The 16,630-nt window shown below is 55.7% G+C and carries 20 protein-coding genes; 7 read left to right on the forward strand and 13 right to left on the reverse strand.

All coding sequences use genetic code 11. From position 1 onward, the window contains the following. Nucleotides 1–167: 167 nt before the first annotated feature. Complete coding sequence (locus tag ACHHZ6_RS19550) at nt 168–1,166, reverse strand: class I SAM-dependent methyltransferase (protein ID WP_182273143.1); 999 nt, start codon at nt 1,164–1,166, stop codon at nt 168–170. Nucleotides 1,167–1,327: 161 nt separating this feature from the next. Between ACHHZ6_RS19550 and ACHHZ6_RS19555 the strand changes: the two genes are divergently transcribed. Beyond that, nucleotides 1,328–2,287, forward strand: a complete 960-nt coding sequence (locus tag ACHHZ6_RS19555; protein ID WP_182273144.1) for a DUF523 and DUF1722 domain-containing protein — start codon at nt 1,328–1,330, stop codon at nt 2,285–2,287. Between the two features lie 55 nt (nt 2,288–2,342). Here the strand turns inward: ACHHZ6_RS19555 and ACHHZ6_RS19560 are convergent, their stop codons facing one another. Both ACHHZ6_RS19560 and ACHHZ6_RS19565 read right to left on the reverse strand, forming a co-directional pair. Beyond that, complete coding sequence (locus tag ACHHZ6_RS19560; RefSeq protein WP_182273145.1) at nt 2,343–2,870, reverse strand: NAD(P)H-dependent oxidoreductase; 528 nt, start codon at nt 2,868–2,870, stop codon at nt 2,343–2,345. Between the two features lie 11 nt (nt 2,871–2,881). Beyond that, complete coding sequence (locus ACHHZ6_RS19565; protein ID WP_182919179.1) at nt 2,882–3,196, reverse strand: DUF1330 domain-containing protein; 315 nt, start codon at nt 3,194–3,196, stop codon at nt 2,882–2,884. Between the two features lie 115 nt (nt 3,197–3,311). Between ACHHZ6_RS19565 and ACHHZ6_RS19570 the strand changes: the two genes are divergently transcribed. Together ACHHZ6_RS19570 and ACHHZ6_RS19575 are read left to right on the forward strand one after the other, a co-directional pair. Beyond that, nucleotides 3,312–4,295 carry a LysR family transcriptional regulator gene (locus tag ACHHZ6_RS19570; RefSeq protein ID WP_182273147.1) on the forward strand — a complete coding sequence of 328 codons (984 nt, stop codon included), beginning with the start codon at nt 3,312–3,314 and terminating at the stop codon, nt 4,293–4,295. Nucleotides 4,296–4,330: 35 nt separating this feature from the next. After that, nucleotides 4,331–5,419: an AAA family ATPase gene (locus tag ACHHZ6_RS19575; RefSeq protein ID WP_395122940.1), complete on the forward strand. Its 1,089-nt coding sequence runs from the start codon at nt 4,331–4,333 to the stop codon at nt 5,417–5,419. Between the two features lie 28 nt (nt 5,420–5,447). Here the strand turns inward: ACHHZ6_RS19575 and ACHHZ6_RS19580 are convergent, their stop codons facing one another. The 4 genes from ACHHZ6_RS19580 to ACHHZ6_RS19595 all read right to left on the reverse strand — a co-directional run bounded on the left by ACHHZ6_RS19580 (nt 5,448) and on the right by ACHHZ6_RS19595 (nt 8,680). Then, nucleotides 5,448–6,401: a GlxA family transcriptional regulator gene (locus ACHHZ6_RS19580; protein ID WP_395122941.1), complete on the reverse strand. Its 954-nt coding sequence runs from the start codon at nt 6,399–6,401 to the stop codon at nt 5,448–5,450. Between the two features lie 26 nt (nt 6,402–6,427). Then, nucleotides 6,428–7,207, reverse strand: a complete 780-nt coding sequence (locus ACHHZ6_RS19585) for an MBL fold metallo-hydrolase (RefSeq protein WP_182273150.1) — start codon at nt 7,205–7,207, stop codon at nt 6,428–6,430. A 124-nt stretch (nt 7,208–7,331) separates the two neighbouring features. Next, the gene (nlpA, locus tag ACHHZ6_RS19590; protein ID WP_395122942.1) at nt 7,332–8,132 is read right to left on the reverse strand and encodes a lipoprotein NlpA; all 801 of its coding nucleotides are present in this window, start codon (nt 8,130–8,132) and stop codon (nt 7,332–7,334) included. A 128-nt stretch (nt 8,133–8,260) separates the two neighbouring features. Then, entirely contained in the window at nt 8,261–8,680 is a 420-nt protein-coding gene (locus ACHHZ6_RS19595) for a GNAT family N-acetyltransferase (protein ID WP_196390652.1), read from the reverse strand. Between the two features lie 183 nt (nt 8,681–8,863). Here ACHHZ6_RS19595 and ACHHZ6_RS19600 point away from each other — a divergent pair, with 183 nt between their 5' ends. Both ACHHZ6_RS19600 and ACHHZ6_RS19605 read left to right on the forward strand, forming a co-directional pair. Continuing rightward, nucleotides 8,864–9,160 (forward strand): YicS family protein, encoded by a 297-nt coding sequence (locus tag ACHHZ6_RS19600; RefSeq protein WP_182273152.1) that lies wholly within the window; start codon nt 8,864–8,866, stop codon nt 9,158–9,160. 107 nt (nt 9,161–9,267) lie between these two features. Next, nucleotides 9,268–10,173, forward strand: coding sequence for a DMT family transporter (locus ACHHZ6_RS19605; RefSeq protein WP_182273153.1), 906 nt, complete (start codon nt 9,268–9,270; stop codon nt 10,171–10,173). On the opposite strand, the gene ACHHZ6_RS19610 is transcribed toward ACHHZ6_RS19605, so the two are convergent. The 5 genes from ACHHZ6_RS19610 to ACHHZ6_RS19630 form a co-directional block, all read right to left on the reverse strand. After that, the gene (locus ACHHZ6_RS19610; protein WP_020686436.1) at nt 10,174–10,440 is read right to left on the reverse strand and encodes a Txe/YoeB family addiction module toxin; all 267 of its coding nucleotides are present in this window, start codon (nt 10,438–10,440) and stop codon (nt 10,174–10,176) included. Then, the gene (locus ACHHZ6_RS19615; protein WP_182919174.1) at nt 10,415–10,687 is read right to left on the reverse strand and encodes a type II toxin-antitoxin system Phd/YefM family antitoxin; all 273 of its coding nucleotides are present in this window, start codon (nt 10,685–10,687) and stop codon (nt 10,415–10,417) included. The genes ACHHZ6_RS19610 and ACHHZ6_RS19615 overlap by 26 nt, the downstream gene beginning before the upstream one ends. Before the next feature lie 80 nt (nt 10,688–10,767). Further along, entirely contained in the window at nt 10,768–11,958 is a 1,191-nt protein-coding gene (gene nepI / locus ACHHZ6_RS19620; RefSeq protein ID WP_182273155.1) for a purine ribonucleoside efflux pump NepI, read from the reverse strand. 65 nt (nt 11,959–12,023) lie between these two features. Next, nucleotides 12,024–12,551 (reverse strand): SRPBCC domain-containing protein, encoded by a 528-nt coding sequence (locus ACHHZ6_RS19625; protein WP_182273156.1) that lies wholly within the window; start codon nt 12,549–12,551, stop codon nt 12,024–12,026. Nucleotides 12,552–12,648: 97 nt separating this feature from the next. Continuing rightward, the gene (locus tag ACHHZ6_RS19630; protein WP_182919171.1) at nt 12,649–13,101 is read right to left on the reverse strand and encodes a DUF1198 domain-containing protein; all 453 of its coding nucleotides are present in this window, start codon (nt 13,099–13,101) and stop codon (nt 12,649–12,651) included. A gap of 99 nt (nt 13,102–13,200) precedes the next feature. On the opposite strand from ACHHZ6_RS19630, the gene ACHHZ6_RS19635 reads away from it, so the two are divergent. Then, entirely contained in the window at nt 13,201–14,103 is a 903-nt protein-coding gene (locus ACHHZ6_RS19635; RefSeq protein WP_196390651.1) for a LysR family transcriptional regulator, read from the forward strand. A gap of 149 nt (nt 14,104–14,252) precedes the next feature. Beyond that, on the forward strand, nt 14,253–15,053 hold the full coding sequence (locus ACHHZ6_RS19640; RefSeq protein ID WP_395122943.1) for an MBL fold metallo-hydrolase: 801 nt from the start codon (nt 14,253–14,255) through the stop codon (nt 15,051–15,053). Nucleotides 15,054–15,116: 63 nt separating this feature from the next. On the opposite strand, the gene uhpT is transcribed toward ACHHZ6_RS19640, so the two are convergent. After that, nucleotides 15,117–16,514, reverse strand: coding sequence for a hexose-6-phosphate:phosphate antiporter (uhpT, locus tag ACHHZ6_RS19645; RefSeq protein WP_395122944.1), 1,398 nt, complete (start codon nt 16,512–16,514; stop codon nt 15,117–15,119). Nucleotides 16,515–16,630: the final 116 nt, after the last annotated feature.

Raw genomic sequence — 16,630 nt, forward strand, 5'->3', positions numbered from 1 at the left:
TCAAGGACCAGCTCAGCGCACTCGCGTTTAAACTCTGGGGTAAATCGGCGTGAATTCATTTTTTGCACCTCATCAGTTATTTAATTTATAACCTCTGAACGTGTCTAAAACTATTAAACCACTTCACTGTGCCAACCTGCACCTCAAGGGAGAGGGAACCGATCGCGCTAAGCTTTAATCTCCATCACCGCATACACCCCATCCTTCGGCACTACCACGGTCACATTCTCCACCGGCACACCCGCCGCAATGTGGATGTCCTGCAGCTGTTGCAGCGTACGCGGGAAGATAGGCTCCCAGCCAATACAGCGCAGGGTAAAGTCAATCTGCGGGCTGCTGGTCAGCATATTCGACACTATCACCCCCCCACCGGGCTTCACCAGCCGTAGCACACGCTGCAGAAATATCGCCGCATCGGCATCGTTGAAGTATTCAAAAATCCCCAGCGCGTCCACCAGCTCAGCCTGGTGCTCGCCCAGCTCCAGCAGTAAATCTTCGTTGCGCACCAGCGTATTCACCAGGTTGCGCCTGAGCAACGTCAGCTGTTCGCCCACGATGAGTCCCTCCTGCGCGGCCAGAGTTTCTGCCCAGCTCAGGGCGACCGGGTCTTTATCCACCAGCGTCAGGTACACCTGCTGGCCGTCGAGTTTTGCATTGCGCAACGCTTCCAGCACCGGGATAGCCGCGCCGCTTGCCAGGCTCACCCAGTTGTTCTCACCCTCGTTGTGGATGTATTTTTCCACTAACGCGCCCAGCACCCGTGCGCGGGAACGCACGCCAATGGCGTCGTTCGCATGGATAAACCACTGGCGGCTGTCGCTGTCCATTTTCGTCCCTTCCGGGAGACGGCCTTCCAGTGGGTTTTGCACCACAAACAGCGCCAGCGCAGAGGGAACCAGCCGTGTGCGCCACGCGGTAAGGGCAGGACGGTTGCGATACGCCTGCTCGGAATAACGGTTCTGAGGGATAAGCACCGCCTGTCCCCCCTCTTCGTATTCAATAAGTGGAGGCTGGAGCGCCGGATCGGCTTTCAGCGCCTGGTCGAGCGTGTTGATCTCCCGGGCTGTCTCATCTTTCATTGGCCACTGATCGCTGACATCCGGAAATGAGGCGCTGTAAATCGCCATGTTTTCCGGTGCGTTGCCACGAAAAGGCTGCCAGTTCATTTCGCTATCCCCCCGTTGAGCTTTTAACGGAAGTCTATCCAGGCTGGCCAGTAATACCCTACGAAGAAAGCACGATCTTCACTACAGCGCGCGGAGACCCGGGCATGGACAAATCAATCATGCTGTGTAAGTTTTAACTATATGCTCCGGAGGTACACACCATGACAACAAAACCTGTGCTGGGAATTAGCGGATGTCTGACCGGCTCCGCCGTTCGCTTCGACGGCGGACATAAGCGTATGGGCTTCGTCATGGACGAACTGGCGCAGTGGGTCAGTTTCAAACCCGTTTGCCCTGAAATGGCCATCGGTCTGCCGACACCTCGTCCGGCACTGCGTCTGATTCAGACCGTCAGCGGCGAAACCCGGATGCGTTTTAGCCATGCCCCTCACGATGACGTCACGCAAAAAATGGTCGACTTTGCCGCTGGTTATTTGCCAAAAATCGGCGATCTCGCCGGTTTTATCGTCTGTGCGAAATCCCCCAGCTGTGGCATGGAGCGCGTGCGGTTGTACGATGAAAACGGCAACCGGGGCCGCAAAGAGGGCGTGGGGCTGTTCACTGCCGCGCTTCTTGAAACCTGGCCGTGGCTACCCGTAGAGGAAGATGGTCGCCTGCACGACCCCATACTGCGGGAAAACTTTGTTGAGCGCATTTTCGCGCTTCACGCACTGAACACACTGCGCGCCAACGGCCTGACGCGCCACGCGTTGCTGGACTTCCATAGCCGTTACAAACTGCAGTTGCTGGCACACCATCAGGCAGGCTACCGCGAGATTGGCCCGTTCGTCGCCTCACTGCACCAGTGGGACGATCTGGACGCGTTCTTCGTGGTGTACCGCGAAAAGCTGATGGCGATCCTGAAGAAACCCGCGTCACGGAAGAACCACACCAATGTGCTGATGCATATTCAGGGTTATTTCCGCAACCAGCTGAACAACCGCCAGCGCGGAGAGCTACGGGATGTGATCCTGCATTACCGCAACGGGCTGCTGCCCATCCTCGCACCGCTCACGCTGCTGAAGCATTATCTGGCCGAATATCCTGACCCGTATCTGATGACGCAAAACTACTTTGATCCCTATCCCGATGATTTGGCCCTGCGTCTGGCTGTAACCTGAGGGTCACCACAGAGTCCCAAAGCAGCTCCCTGTTGAGGCCTCATGGTCGTCTTTTTTACGCCACGTGCAACGCCTGAGCCAGCGCTTGCTGGAACTCTGGCACCTTATCCCGGTTCGCCGCCGCCACTTCGTAAAACGCCAGGGGTGGCAGCCAGTTCATGCCCACATACAGCGCGCTGGCCTTCATTGGGCTGAGCACCTCATCCATTGAGCTTTGGATCAGCCCTTCACGGGAGTAGGTAAACGGGCTCGCGCCAGCGGACGTCACCACCATGAGATCTTTGCCTTTTAGCGCATCGCCACCCGCACCAAACGCCCAGCCATACTGCCACACTTCGTTGAGATAGCCTTTCAGCATCGGGGTCAGGTTGAACCAGTGTGTCGGGTAGATAAACACCACGCGGTCGACGCCGTGGTAGGCCGCTTGTTCGGCCACCACATCAATGGCGTTTACGTCGTTGCCGTAGAGCGTTTCCAGATTACGCACGATGACGTTATCCGCTTCGCTCGCTGTCTGCTGTAACGCATTGATGATACGAGACTGTGAAGCATACGGATGGGAAACAATCGCTAAGGTTTTCATAAACCGCTCCTTTATTGTTGTTCTGGTATCACGCCTTTTACCAGCCATGCGTTGGTGCTGGCGGCGGCGTGACGGTAATGAATGATGTCCTGATACGCCGGAGAGTCGTGCCAGGCGTGCGCCTGCCCGACGCTGTCGAACTGCAGCATCACCAGCATCCCTTGCGGGCCGTTGCCCTCCACGGTGTCGCACTGGCCACCCATCACCAGCCGCTTACCACCAAAGGCTTTGTAGCTGGCTTCAACGTTTTCGCGGTAGGGCTGCATCGCTGCCGCATCGTGGATCACAACATCAAAAATGAAATATGCAGGCTCAGACGGTTTCATACGGGTTCCTCGCAGGGGGTTGATGGCGAGAGTATGTGCCCGTTTACTCGTAACGAGAATTGGGGGTATGGTTGATAGATAATCAACTCCAGGTTGTGAATGAGGGGAAAGACGGATGGAGTTATCCCAGCGAGTCAGGGCGATTGTGTCGTTTGTGGAAGCCGCCGACGCGGGCAGTTTTGCCGCAGCAGCGCGCAGCCAGGGGATCAGCCCCGCCGCGGTCAGTAAGAACATCGCCGGGCTGGAGCAGGCGCTCGGGGTCAGGCTGATGAACCGCACCACACGCACACTGAGCCTGACGGAAGAAGGACGCGTCTTTTTGCAACAGGCGCGGATTGCCATTGGTGCGCTGGATACGGCGATGGATGCTGTTGTTGCACGCAAAATGGAGACCCGCGGGCACGTTCGTATTTCCACCAGCGCCGCCTTTGGGTGCGAGCAGTTACTCCCGGTGTTGCCGGGGCTGCGGGCGCGCTACCCGGGTATTTCGGTAGAAGTGGATTTTGACGACAGGGTGACGGATCTCATTGCCGACGGCTATGACCTCGCCATTCGCGGCGGACATATTGTCGATTCGTCGCTGGTTTCGCGCCCGGTCTGCCAGCTGAAAACCGTGCTGGTTGCCTCGCCGGGCTATCTTGAGCGCTGCGGTGTACCCACAACGCCCGACGACCTTGCGCATCACCATCTGATTGCCCGACGCTTCTTAAGTGGGCGCGTTTCCCCCTGGGGGTTCAGGGAGCAGGACGGCAGCCTGACGACGCTGGAACCAGACGCAGCGGCTGTGACCCTCTCCGCACCAGAAGCTCAAACGCAGGCTGCGCTTTTAGGATTAGGGATTGCTCAGGTGGGCGTACATCATGCGCTGGTGCATTTGCAGTCCGGCGCGCTGAAAACCGTGCTGGTTGGCCAGCACGATCCGGGGAATTACGAGATGGTTATCCAGTATCCTCACCGTGCGCTGGTCGCGCCACGCGTGAAAGCTACGGTGGAATATCTACTGGAGGCCTTTCACCAGAATGCTTCCCTGCATTTCCCTGTCGACAGGCTGGCGGATTATACCGCCTCTCCCTTGCCGTCACCCGCATCAGGAAAATAGACTATGGCTCGTACGGACACAGGAACCCTTCACCGATGATCAACACCCTGCACATTGAAAACTACCGCTCGATTCGCGACATGTCGCTGGAACTGGAGCAGCTCAACATCGTCTTCGGCCCGAACGGCACCGGAAAATCAAATATCTACAAGGCGATCCACCTGATGCACAGCGCGGCTCAGGGGCAGTTTTCCCAGGCGCTGGCGAACGAAGGTGGAATTCTGAAGGTGTTCTGGGCAGGCAAAACCCGCAGCGACCAGCTTCGGCGCATGAATCTGGCAGTGGAAACAGAAACCTACGAATACGAATTGCAGGTGGGCTTTGTTGAGAGGCTGCCGTATGCCTCGCAGTTTCAGCTCGACCCGGTGATCAAAGAAGAGTCCATCTGGCTGAGCGGCCAGCATCGCCGACCGTCATCACAGTTGATGAAACGTAAGAATCAGGCCGTGTTCCTGAATAATGTGCATCACGAAAAAGTGACCCACAGCGGCACGCTGTATGAGAACGAATCGGTGTTCGGGCAACTCGGCGAACCGCACCTCTACCCGGAAGTGTCGCAGATGCGCGAGTCCCTGCGTAACTGGCGTTTTTATCACGAGTTTTCCGTCTCATCCGGTTCGGCTATCCGTGCGCCGCAGGTCGGTTTCCGCTCCCCGGTGCTGGCCGGAGACGGCGCGAACCTGGCGGCAGCGTTTCAGACCATTGTCGAGATTGGCGACGAGCTGCTGCTGATGCGCATCCTCGACCAGGCCTTCCCCGGCTGCGTGTTTTACAGCGACAACTCAGGTGGACGCTTCCGGATGATGATGCAGCGCGAAGGGTTAAGCAGGCCGCTGGAACCGGCAGAGTTCTCCGACGGCACGCTGCGTTTTCTGTGCCTGACGGTGGCGTTGTTAAGCCCACGCCCGCCTGCGTTTATCGCCCTCAATGAACCGGAAAACAGCCTGCATCCGCAGATGCTGCCTGCGCTGGCGAGCTTAATTGCCGAAGCCAGCCGCTACTCGCAGATCTGGCTCACCAGCCACTCGCCGCAGCTGGCGAATTTGATTGAAAAACACCGTTCGTTTTCGCTGTATCAGCTGTCGATGGTGGAAGGGGAGACGAGGATGGAGAAGCTGGGATAATTGCCAGGTGGCGCTACGCTTACCTGGTCTACAGACGAGTCCGGAACGTCTTGCGCCACTCCGCCGGGCTGACCCCAAAGCGTGCCTTAAACTGCTGACGCCAGGTCACCGCAGAGTTAAACCCTACCAGCTCGGCCACGCTTTCAACCGGCATATTTCCGGCTTCCAGTAAGGTCTGGCTGCGCCGCAGGCGCTCGGTGGTGAGCCAGTCGGCCACGCTCATGCCCGTGGCCTTAATAAAATGGCGGGTCAGCGTGCGGCGGCTCATTGAAACAACATCGGCGAGCGAATCCAGGTTATGCGGTTCGGTAATATGCTGCTGGAGGTAGTCAATCAGGCAGTTAATCCGCGCGTCGCGGGTATCTTTTGGTACAGGCTGCGCAATAAACTGCGCCTGCCCGCCTTCGCGGTGCGGCGGTACAATCATCCGGCGGGCAATCTGGTTAGCCACCACGCTGCCAAAGCGCTGGCGGATGATATACAGGCAGCAGTCGAGCGCGGCAGCGGTGCCCGCAGAGGTGATGATGTTGTCGTCATCAACGTAAAGCGCATTGATATCCAGCTGTACGTTCGGGAAAAGCGACTGGAACTGGCGTTCGAACTCCCAGTGGGTGGCAGCACGTTTGCCGTCAAGAATGCCTGCATAACCCAGCACAAACGACCCGAGACACAGCCCGACGATTTCCGCGCCGCGGTCTCTTGCCTGAACCAGGTTATCGAGCAGCGTCTGCGGTGGGCGTTCCAGCACATGTTGCCAGTAAGGCACCACAACGATATCGGCTCGCCCGATGGCTGAAAAATCCTGCGTCGCATTGAGCGCGAAACCGTCTTTCGAGGTCAGAAAACCCGGTTTTTCAGCGCAGATCGTGACAGTAAAGCGCTTTTCACCGGATACGGTATCACCAAATAAAATACAGGGAACGGAGTAGTGGAACGGGCTAAACCCGTCCACCGCGACAATCGCGACGTTGATAAGCGGCATCTGTCTCTCCTTTCCCTTAGTGAGGCTCAGAATATAACGGTTTCACCGTCCTGTGGAATGCTCAGCGCATCACTAAACTGGTTAGCTTCTGCGTACTCACGCAGTGCGCTTCGGGTCAGCAGACAGTGGTTGATGGCTTCCATATGAGCCGCCACAATCTGCGCCTGCGGCAGCAGGAAATGCACGTTAAGCACATCCTGCTCCCCCATAATGATCGGCCCGAAGCCAATCACATGCGCGTAACCGGCGTTAACGACCACCACATCCGGCTGGTGTTGTTGCAGATCGGCTGCCACTTCCTCACGCCAGATAGTATCCCCTGCGATGTAGAGCGTCTTCTCATCAGGATGACGGAAGACCACGCCACAGGCTTCACCCAGACGTTCTGCCAGTTCCGGTACCGCGTAAGCGCGGTCGGTACCGTGCTGGCCGCCGTGGGTTTTCGCAATCAGGATATCGCCAAACGCGGTCTCTTCATCCATCACCGTCAGGTTGGTAAACCCCTGGCTGCGCAACAGCGCGGCATCCTGATCGTTTTGCACATAAACCGGCTTGTCTTTGGCGATCAGCTCAATCGCGGTTTGATCCCAGTGATCGTTGTGGGTGTGGGTGACAACCACTGCATCAGCATCCAGCAGTGTGTTGACGTCCACAGGTAATTCCACCATCGGGTTGCGAATATCCGCGCGCGCCGTACCGGGAAAACCGGGATAAGCGCCTTTCGGAGCCAGCATCGGGTCAATTAAAAAGCGTTTGCCGGCGTAGGTGATCAGTTGTGTGGCATTGCGAATTTGAGTGATGTTCATGGGCTATCCTCCGGTGGGTGTGATAAGGAGAATAGCCAGATACTGCGCATTGCGATGTGGGCTAAAGGGCGATGATCGATGGAATCGGGTCAACGTGAAAAGGCGGGTTTCCCCGCCAGACGCCTTACCAGCCCGGTACCGCGCCGCCGTTAAAGAGCGTCTCCGCCGCTTTCGCCACTTCAGGTGACTGATACGACTGAATAAATTCCTTCACGTTTTCCGCGTCTTTGTTGTCTTCACGCGTCACCACGATGTTCACGTAGGGCGAGTTTTTGTCTTCGATAAAGACGCTGTTATGTACCGGGGAAAGCCCGGTTTGCTGGATGTAAGTGGTACTGATGATGGCGACATCGACTTTCGGATCATCCAGCACGCGCGGCAGCTGCGCACCTTCCAGCTCCATGATTTTCAGATCCTTCGGATTTGCCGTGATATCCAGCGCCGTTGGCAGCAGGCCCACGTCCGGCTTGAGGGTAATCAGCTTCTCTTTTTGCAGCAGTAACAGCGCGCGGCCAAGGTTTGTCGGGTCATTGGGGATGGCAATGGTCGCGTCGCTTTTCAGTTCAGACAAGGATGTAATCTTGCGGGAATAACCGGCCATCGGGAAGACGAAGGTATTCGCCACGGCCACCAGCTTGTAATTATGCGCCTTGTTATCTTCCGCCAGGAACGGACGGTGCTGGAAGACGTTGGCATCCAGCTCGCCCTGGTTGGTGGCATCGTTGGGCAACAGTGAGCCACTGAAGCCCACCAGCTCCACGTCCAGGCCGTATTTCTCTTTTGCCACCTTTTTGGCGACTTCCGCCACATCCTGTTCCGCGCCGTTAATCACGCCAACTTTGATGTGTTTAGCATTGCTGCCACCTTGATCGCAGCCCGCCAGCAGCAGGCCAGCAAGCACCAGAGCACTCAATTGAAATTTCACGAGGCATATCCTTTTGATGAACGTTTCAATGACTATATCGACAACGACGCGGTACGCTAAAAAATGAAAAAGAATCAATAAGAAGGATAAGTTATATGCCGGGTCACACCGCCATTCCAGGGTGCTGGTTAAAGAGGTTTGGTCAGATAGTGTCTCTGCATACCCGGGTACGGATAATCCGGCAAAGACATCTGCAGCTGATAACCCTGTTTTTCATAAAACGGACGCGCCTGGAAACTGGCCGTATCCACCAGCGCATGTCGACAGCCTTTATGCTTTGCCTCGACCTCGGCAGATTTGATCAACTGGCTACCGACCCCGGAGCCACGCGCGCCTTCGCTGACCCAGAGAAAATCGATATTTAACCACTCACCTTTACGCACGCCGATTAACCCGCCAAGCATCACACCTTTTTCGTCTCGTATGTAAACGCCGATATCCCCGCTAAAGGTCGTCAGATCCAAAAACTGCCCGTTGTAGGCTCTCAGCCCCGTTAACAGTTCGTTTTTATCCTGCTGTGTCACATTATCGGTAATGCTCAGGTGCATATTGTTCTCCTTATTTTCTGTGCATTCCTAATATTACATAGTCCTGACGCAATAAATATCTCCCAGGTATTGGGTGGGTGCTCATACGCAGGAACACGCAAATTCATACTTTCGACTTGAATCGCCCGCGTGAATGTAACTATATATTTCAGAAGAAGCATGTGACTATTACCGGAGGTTTCAATGAAATCTGCACACCTTGTTTGCCTGCTCGTCTGCCTGCTGTTTGCCGCGTTTGTCCACGCTCAGGAGAAGGACGACCCGGCGAAAGATAAACAAATAGAACAACAAGTCCTTAAGGATATTAAGAAAACCTGCACGCCACAGAAAAAGCAAAGTGATAAAGAATGGCAGGACATGATTTTGTCGTCTGAGGCCAACCGGCTGCTGATCAAAAATGCCATCACCGCCGTAAAACGTGACAACCTGGACAACTACTGGGCGGCAGTGGGTCAGGTGGATTGTATGGAAGATTATTAAGCGTGAAGCCCTGGCTTCACGCTGTTTTTTCAGAACGTTCACGATACACACCGTCGTACAAAGCTCCCATGTTATGCTAGAAAAAAATCATCATCACAGGGGAGAGCATGGGTTCCACACGTAAAGGGATGCTGAACGTCCTGATCGCTGCTGTTTTATGGGGAAGTTCAGGCGTTTGCGCGCAGTACATCATGGAGAAAAGCCAGATTTCCTCCCCGTATCTGACCATGATCCGCCTGCTGTTCACCGGCGTGATCCTGTTAACGCTCTCCTTCGTTCACGGTGACAAGATTTTCCAGGTCATAAAAAACCGCAAAGACGCCATCAGCCTGCTGATTTTCTCGCTGGTTGGCGCGCTCACCGTGCAGCTCACCTTCCTGCTGACGATTGAAAAATCCAACGCCGCCACGGCCACCGTACTGCAGTTCCTGTCGCCGACCATTATTGTGGCGTGGTTTGCACTGGCGCGGAAAAAGCGCCCGGGCGTGTTTGTCTTGTCGGCGATCATGACCTCGCTTATCGGCACTTTCCTGCTGGTTACCCACGGCGATCCGACGTCGCTCTCGATCTCGCCTGCCGCGCTGTTCTTCGGTATCGCCTCGGCGTTTGCCGCCGCGTTCTATACAACTTACCCCTCGACGCTGATCGCCCGCTACGGCACGCTGCCGATTGTCGGCTGGAGCATGTTGATTGCCGGGTTAATGCTGACGCCGTTCTACGCCGGGCGCGGCACCACGTTTGTGATCGACGGTAGCCTGCTGCTGGCATTCTTCTATCTGGTGGTGATCGGCACGGCGCTGACATTCAGCCTGTATCTGAAAGGCGCGCAGATGATTGGCGGGCCGAAGGCGAGCATTCTGAGCTGCGCTGAGCCGCTGAGCAGTGCGTTGTTGTCGGTTGTGCTGCTTGGCGTGGCGTTCACCCTGCCAGACTGGCTGGGGACGCTGCTGATCGTGTCGTCAGTCGTGCTGATTTCGATGGATTCGAGAAGGCGGGTTCAGACATCGGTGTGATTACGAATAATAGTGATAGCGACACATTAAAATGGTGAGTGCGCTATCCGTCACACCATAAACCAGACGGTCAGTATCGTTGATCCGCCGTGACCAGTATCCTGAAAGGTTGCCTTTGAGCGGTTCAGGCTTACCCAGTCCGTCAAACGGTTGACGCTTCGCATCCTCAATCAGCTTATTGATTCTACGAAGCGTCTTCTTGTCTTGTTCCTGCCACCACAGGTAATCATCCCAGCCGTTATCAGTCCAAATCAGTAGCCTGGTCATCTATCAGATCCCTCTGTGCTGTTTTTCCACTGTTTGCCTGAGCGATTGATTCCATCAGTCGGCTGGCGTTGGCTGGGGAATTCATCAGATGGATAGTCTCCATCATCGAGTTGTAATGCTGGAGAGACATGACAACCGCATCTCCACCGTTGCGGCGGCTAATGATGGTCGTTTCGACATTCTCATTCACGTCATCCAGCACATCTTTGAGTCGGCTACGTGCCTCGGTAAAAGTCACAACCTGCATACTTCCTCCTGTACAACTTACGGTACAAGTATATTGAGAAGATGGCTATTTATCAACCAATATACACGTACCCTACCCCATTACTTCGCCTTAACCTTCCCCGCCACCAGCAGCGCAGTCAGCAGCATCAGCGTGCCAGAAAGCACCAGCGGTGACGTCAGCCCCAAATGGTCCAGCGCGATGCCACCCACGGCCGCGCCGCAGGTGTTAGCCAGCTGGATCACCGCCACCTGAATCGACCCGGCTTTTTCCGCCTGATCGGCCAGTGAGCGGGTGATCCACGTCGACCAGCCGACCGGTATCAGCGCAAACGCAAAGCCCCAGATAATCGCAATCGCCGACGCGACCCACTTATCACTGCCCCACAGCACCAGCACAGTCGCACTGATGGCCAGCACCAGCGGCGCACCCGCCAGCGCCACTTTCAGCGAGCGCTTCAGGAACTGGGACGACAGCGAGGTGCCGACAAAACTGGCGATACCGAAGCTCAGCAGCACCAGCGTCAGACCGTCGACGTCAAAACCGGCCATCGTCATATAAACGGGACGGATGTAGGTGAAAAAGGCAAACTGCCCGGCAAAAGACATAAAGATGGCGCTCATCCCCGCCAGCACCCCCGGACGCTTGAGCAGGCTGAACATGTTCTGCTTGTGATGCGCCGCCTCACCCGGCAGTGATGGCAGCGCTTTCCACACCCACAGAATGCAGAGGACACCCATCACCGCAGCCGCGTTAAACACGTTACGCCAGCCGATGATCCCGCCGAGAAAACTGCCCAGCGGCGCAGCAATCACCAGCGCAATGGAAACTGCGCCGAAAATCACGGACAGCGCTTTAGGTACCGTACGCGCAGGTACCAGACGCATGGTGAGCGAGGCGGACATTGCCCAGAAGCCACCCAACCCCAGCCCCAGACAGGCGCGGCCAAGCAGCAGCAGGGTGAAGTTATTGGCAAACGAAACCAGCAGACAGGAAGCCGTCAGCAACACGCTGAAGAGGATGACCACTTTGCGACGATCAATAGTGCCAATCACCTGGGTGATAAACAGGCTGGAGAACATCGCCACAAAGGCGGTCACCGTAACGGACTGCCCCGCCACACCTTCGGAAATGCCCAGATCCTGCGCCATTGGCGTCAGCAGGCTGACCGGTAAAAACTCAACGGTAATCAGGCAAGCAACGCAGAACGCCACAGAGAAAACCGCCGACCAGTTGGGGCGTGATACCTCTTTGGTCTGCGGTCGGGTCGTGGGCTGGATATGTTCTGTCATGGCATCACCTGAAGAGTAAAACGTGCGGGAAAGTCGCGCAGTTTATCATCAAAAATGTGACGAATTTAACGTTTTGACAACTTTTCTTGCATCGCGGCATTCGCCAGCCCGACGATCCACTCCTGATGCCCGTTAATCATCGGGTTAGGTACGGTGCGCGCTAATTCCTGCGCCGGAACACCTTTCTGAGACTCCTGAGTCAGAATGCGCACGCGGTTGCCGGGCAAGTCTTCAAACAGCCAGGCGTGGATCACATCGAGACGAGCGTTCGCATCGCCTTCCACCCAACCGTGCCAGGCAATACGTGCTGCTTCACCCTCGACAGGAGGCACATATTCCGTCACCAGCGCTTCAACCGGGAAGCCGAAGGTGGTGAAACGAAAGCGGGCGTTAGCACTCAGTTCCGGGCCGCTACCGTCGTGGAAACGAATATCGTCGGCGTTGCTGTAGTAGCCCGGCCACAGGGTCGTGTCGTTGAGCTGCGCCCAAATTTCTTTCGCACTCAGCCCGGCGGCGATGATTTCGTTGGATGCAAAGTTATCGGTAGTGCCTGGCAGGTAGTCGTTCGGCCAGATAATCGCGGATTGTTTCATGGTTCACCTCATCGTGTCGTTGATGAGGTGATGGTGCGCCCGTGAGTGGTATAAATCTAATGACGATACTTTATACTCTTCATCACAATTTGTGATATCAGTGCAGGTAAAAAACGCCAGCTTCCGGCAGGAACAGCGCGTTATAGCGTAGCTGGAAAGCGTTTAGCTCCTGCGGATCTGGCTCCATTTCACGCATAAAGCCGAGCGTGAGACGGATTTGCGCATCAGTAATGGGCGAAGCCAGACGGGCTTTACGCAGCAGTCGATGCCAGGTATGCAAGTTCTCTTCACTACCGTCGACAATGCAGACCTGCCAGATCAGCAGCACCTGCGCAGCATTTTGCAGATGGGCCTCATCCGGACGCTCAAGGTAGCGGATAAACTCGTTGCCAGGTGTTTTACCAAACTGGTCGATCATCGATTCGAGTGGAACCGGCGTGATCCCCAGACGCTCGCTTAAGCGTTTGATTGCGCGGCGTGAATCAGAGGTCAGGATCCGAAATCCGACCACAAACACCACGGCAAGCGTTGCCAGCATTATCCAGACCATGCGTTCTCCTTAGAATAGCCGCTCATCATAGCGAGAAACGCAGCGCGTCGACAGCAGGCAGCGCCATAATAGTGAACTGAAAAGAGGTGGAAAGTCGCCATGAAAGCGGATCTGCGCACGCTGGATCTTAACCTGCTGAAAACGCTGGATGCCCTGCTGGACGAACGCAGCGTCACGCGCACGGCGGCACGTCTTGCGCTTACTCAACCCGCAGTAAGCGGCATGCTCAACCGTTTGCGGGATTACTTCGACGACCCGCTGTTTGTCCGCGCCCCGCACGGCATTGTGCCGACTACACGTGCGGAAGAGCTTGCTGCTCCCGTAAAACGTATCCTGGCGGACATCGACGTGTTGTTGCAGCCCGTCTCTTTTGACCCGATCACCGCCAACCTGACTTTCACCCTTGCCGCGACCGACTACGCCCTGCGCGCGGTAGTCGTGCCATTTATCGCCGCCCTTAAAGTACAGGCCCCTTCTATCCGCGTGCGCGTCGTCCCGGTTGAGCCAGACCGCCTGGTTGCTCAACTTGAGCAGGGAAAAATCGACCTCGCCCTGCTCACACCGCACACGACGCCGGACGAACTCCACAGCCGCGCGCTTTATGATGAACGGTACGTTTGTATGATGCGTGCCGATCACCCTGATGCCGGAAAACCACTGACGCCAGACCGTTTTTGTGCGTTGGAGCATGTGCTGGTCTCTTATGAAGGTGAGGGCTTTCACGGTGTGACCGATGACGCGCTGGCGAAGATGGGCCGAAAACGCCACGTCGGGTTATCGGTGAGCAGCTTTTTGGTGCTGCCGGATGTGCTGGCCATCAGCGACATGATCGCCGTGGTGCCGGAGCGAATGGCGGAAAACCGGACGGGGATATTTGTGTGTGATACGCCTGTTGCGGTGCAGGGGTTTACCAAGAGCATGGCCTGGCATGGTCGCACACACCGAAACCCGGCGCAGGTGTGGCTGAGGCGGGTGTTGCTGGAGACCAGTCAGAGAGCGTAACCCCCTCCACCAGTACCACATGGAAATGCCCGGGATTATTCATGTTTCAGAAGTTTGAGGCGCATGGAGTAAAGCAGTATATCAATGGTGTATTGTCGATAAAAATCATACCCGCCGATAACGAATATTGACGCCAGGGAAGAGCGAACATGTCCATAACAATCAGCGTTCTGCTGGAAAACCGACCGAACCCCAACGCTAAAAATTTACTGCGGGCTAAAGCAGGGCTCAGTCTGTTGATACAGGATGAAAGAGATTCAATTCTGTTTGATACCGGACCTGATGATAGCTTTCTGCACAATGCAGGCCTGATGGGCATCGATTTGACCAGTCTAACCGCAACTGTGCTCTCGCACGGCCACTATGACCATTGTGGTGGTGTTCCGTGGTTACCTGAACAATGCCGGATCATATGCCATCCCCAGGTAGCCAGTGAGCGCTACGCGGCAGTAAGGTTTTCAGGCTATACCGCCAGAATAAAAAAATTGTCGCTGAATAATGACTATTCACGTTATGGCATGGAATACAGCAGTACCCCACTCCATATTGGGGAACGCTTTATGTGGTCAGGAGAGATCCCTGTCGCCAAACCGCACGCATACGGTGTTATCGGTAGCAAGAATACGAAAGTGGATTATGTAAACGATGAAGGGGTTTTGATCTATAAATCCGACCGTGGTCTGGTCATTTTTATCGGTTGTGGGCATCGGGGGCTGATTGATATTGTGCGTCACTGCCAGAGAATAACCGGCATAAATCACGTTCATGCACTTTTCGGTGGTTTCCATCTACGCTGTGCGTCGCCACATAAGCTCTGGGCAGTCAGGCAGTTTCTGCACAACCTAAAACCAGACAACATAATGGGCTGCCATTGTACGGGTAAATGGGGCAATTTGTGGTTACCGGAAGCCGTCTCCCCGTCGACAGGGGATGTTTATGTTCTGGGTTAGGACGTGAATACGCGAATAAAAAAGCCCGGCATCACACACCGGGCAAAGAAGTCACCTGCACACTCAGGCCGCTTTCAATTTCTGCTTCTGCGCACGATTTTCACGGCGGATCTTACGTTCTTCGAGCACGGCAACCATTGCCATCAGAACGATACAGCCGATGGCTGCAGCATCCAGCGCCGCGAAGGTGCCCGCCCAGCCGGTGAGGCCGAAGATTGGCGTGCCGTCGGCGATCATCCCCAGACCGAGCTTGGCAAAGCTGTCGCCGATCAGGTAAGCGAAGGTGCCCTTAATCCCATCGGCAGCGCCGATCGCTTTTTTCGGTACGAAGCCAACGGCCGCTACGCCGATCAGCAACTGCGGGCCAAACACCAGGAAGCCAAGCGCGAACAGGGACGCCAGGTAGACGTACTGGTTACTGGCGTGTTGATAAACGCCCAGAGTGGCAATAATCAATGCCAGCGCGACGCAGGCCACCAGCGCACGACGTCCGTTGGCAAGGTCTGAGAGCCAGCCCCACAGCAGCGTGCCGACCAGCGCGCCCACTTCAAACAGGGTAAAGCCCTGGATCGCGACTTCTTTGGAGAGCTTCAGCTCCTGGAAGGCATACACGGTCGACCACTGGTCGATACCGATACGCACCACGTACAGGAAGATGTTGGAGAAGCACAGCAGCCAGATCACTTTGTTTTTCAGCACGTATTCAACAAAGATCTGCCATTTGGTCATCTCGTTTTCTTCGGTCTCTTTGTCCTCTTCGCTGACCACCTCGCCGAACAGCTCTTCGGCTTTGCCGAGGCCGTAAGATTCAGGGGAATCACTACCGAAGCGCAGACCGATAAAACCAACGATCAGGGCGATAATCGACGGGAAGATAAACATGCCGATCACGTGGCCGTCGAACAGGACGTTCGCCCCAAACAGCGCCACGCCTGCCGCACCCGCACCACCGAGGTTGTGGGAGATGTTCCACATCCCGAGGTAAGAGCCACGTTTACGACGCGGCGTCCATTTGGTGATGGTGGAGTAACTGCACGAGCCGCCGGTGCTCTGGAAAAAACCGCTCAGGGCATAGAAGGCGATCATCAGGAACAGGCTGACAGAGCCCGCGCCCATGCTGGCGCTAAAGCCGAGCATACAGATGGCGGAGAGGATCAGCATAAACGGCAGGAACTGCTTGGTGTTTTTACCGTCTGCGTAGTAGGAAACCAGCGTTTTACCCACGCCGTAGGTGATGGAGAAGCCCAGACCAATCATCCCCAGCTGCGTCATGCTCAGCCCGTAGGTGGAGATCATGTCATTCTGCGCGATGTTAAAGTTTTTGCGGATCAGGTACATGGTCAGGTAGCCAATAAAGACCACCAGATAGGACTGCATGAACGGTTTGAACCACATTTTGCGCCGCACATCGAGCGGCAGATCCAGGGTCGGCTTACGCACCTGGTTCAGAAAGGCCAGCATGGGTATCTCCTGAGCTGATTTTTATACCTGCGAATGGCAGGCATTGTAAAAATCAGCCGGGAGCGACGCCTGAGACACCGTCCAGGTGAAACCGGGAAAATATCTTAGTTTTGCGC

Origin of the sequence: Enterobacter cloacae complex sp. 2024EL-00214 (assembly GCF_043945575.1) — a bacterium.
Taxonomy (GTDB): Bacteria; Pseudomonadota; Gammaproteobacteria; order Enterobacterales; family Enterobacteriaceae; genus Enterobacter; species Enterobacter cloacae_P.